This is a genomic window from Halomonas sp. BN3-1, assembly GCF_003056325.1.
GTDB classification, from domain to species: domain Bacteria; phylum Pseudomonadota; class Gammaproteobacteria; order Pseudomonadales; family Halomonadaceae; genus Halomonas; species Halomonas litopenaei.
Genome location: NZ_PYVV01000029.1, coordinates 1 through 1,938, shown reverse-complemented (window position 1 = coordinate 1,938; position 1,938 = coordinate 1). Strand labels below are relative to the sequence as shown.

Genomic DNA, 1,938 nt, shown 5'->3' with positions numbered 1-1,938 from the left:
TCGCGGTAGAGGAGCGTCGTGTAAGCCGATGAAGGTGTGTTGAGAAGCATGCTGGAGGTATCACGAGTGCGAATGCTGACATGAGTAACGACAAGGGGAGTGAAAAACTCCCCCGCCGGAAGACCAAGGGTTTCTGTTCGACGCTAATCGGAGCAGAGTGAGTCGGCCCCTAAGGCGAGGCCGAAAGGCGTAGTCGATGGGAAACGGGTCAATATTCCCGTACCTCACAGTATTGCGATGGGGGGACGAAGAAGGCTAGGTGAGCCAGGCGTTGGTTGTCCTGGTGAAAGCCGGTAGGCTGAGGATTCAGGTAAATCCGGATCCTCAAGGCCGAGAGGCGAGACGAACTGACTACGGTCAGGAAGTCATCGATGCCACGCTTCCAGGAAAAGCCTCTAAGCTTCAGATACTGTGAGACCGTACCCCAAACCGACACAGGTGGTCAGGTAGAGAATACCAAGGCGCTTGAGAGAACTCGGGTGAAGGAACTAGGCAAAATGGTGCCGTAACTTCGGGAGAAGGCACGCCGCATTAGGGTGAAGGTCCTCGCGACCGGAGCCTGACGCGGTCGAAGATACCAGGTGGCTGCAACTGTTTATTAAAAACACAGCACTCTGCAAACGCGCAAGCGGACGTATAGGGTGTGACGCCTGCCCGGTGCCGGAAGGTTAAGTGATGGTGTTAGCTCACGCGAAGCTCCTGATCGAAGCCCCGGTAAACGGCGGCCGTAACTATAACGGTCCTAAGGTAGCGAAATTCCTTGTCGGGTAAGTTCCGACCTGCACGAATGGCGTAATGATGGCCACGCTGTCTCCACCCGAGACTCAGTGAAATTGAAATCGCAGTGAAGATGCTGTGTACCCGCGGCTAGACGGAAAGACCCCGTGAACCTTTACTACAGCTTCACACTGGACGCTGATGTTGCTTGTGTAGGATAGCTGGGAGGCTTTGAAACCCTGTCGCCAGATGGGGTGGAGCCAACCTTGAAATACCAGCCTGGCATCATTGGCGTTCTAACTCAGGACCGTAATCCGGTTCGAGGACCGTGTGTGGTGGGTAGTTTGACTGGGGCGGTCTCCTCCCAAAGAGTAACGGAGGAGCACGAAGGTACCCTCAGCACGGTTGGAAATCGTGCAGTGAGTGCAAGAGCATAAGGGTGCTTAACTGCGAGACAGACACGTCGAGCAGATACGAAAGTAGGTTCTAGTGATCCGGTGGTTCTGTATGGAAGGGCCATCGCTCAACGGATAAAAGGTACTCCGGGGATAACAGGCTGATACCGCCCAAGAGTTCACATCGACGGCGGTGTTTGGCACCTCGATGTCGGCTCATCACATCCTGGGGCTGAAGTCGGTCCCAAGGGTATGGCTGTTCGCCATTTAAAGTGGTACGCGAGCTGGGTTTAGAACGTCGTGAGACAGTTCGGTCCCTATCTGCCGTGGGCGTTGGAGATTTGAGAAGCGCTGCTCCTAGTACGAGAGGACCGGAGTGGACGTACCTCTGGTGTTCCGGTTGTCACGCCAGTGGCATTGCCGGGTAGCTATGTACGGACGGGATAACCGCTGAAAGCATCTAAGCGGGAAGCCCCCTTCAAGATGAGATCTCCCTGAGGCCTTGAGCCTCCTAAAGGACCCAGCAAGACCAGCTGGTTGATAGGCCGGGTGTGGAAGCGCTGCAAGGCGTTGAGCTAACCGGTACTAATGGTCCGTGAGGCTTGACCATATAACACCCAAAGGGTTTTGGTCGATGATGTCTCGAATCAATTGACGGATACGATGAAACGTATCGTCGGCATGATATATATTGTCTTTTTTCCGCCTGACGACCATAGCGAGTGGGAACCACCTGATCCCTTGCCGAACTCAGAAGTGAAACCGCTCAGCGCCGATGGTAGTGTGGGGTCTCCCCATGCGAGAGTAGGTCATCGTCAGGCATTTA

At 54.7% G+C, this 1,938-nt stretch carries 1 rRNA gene and 1 other annotated feature (1 of these 2 only partly in view); the gene reads left to right on the top strand.

The features are described 5' to 3' along the window. Positions 1–1,722, top strand: a sequence feature (mutual gap in cmsearch alignment for this rRNA model is longer than 100) (it extends 1,411 nt beyond the left edge of the window). Positions 1,723–1,817: 95 nt separating this feature from the next. Further along, positions 1,818–1,933 (top strand): 5S ribosomal RNA (rrf, locus tag C9F12_RS22090). The last annotated feature ends 5 nt before the right edge of the window (positions 1,934–1,938 follow it).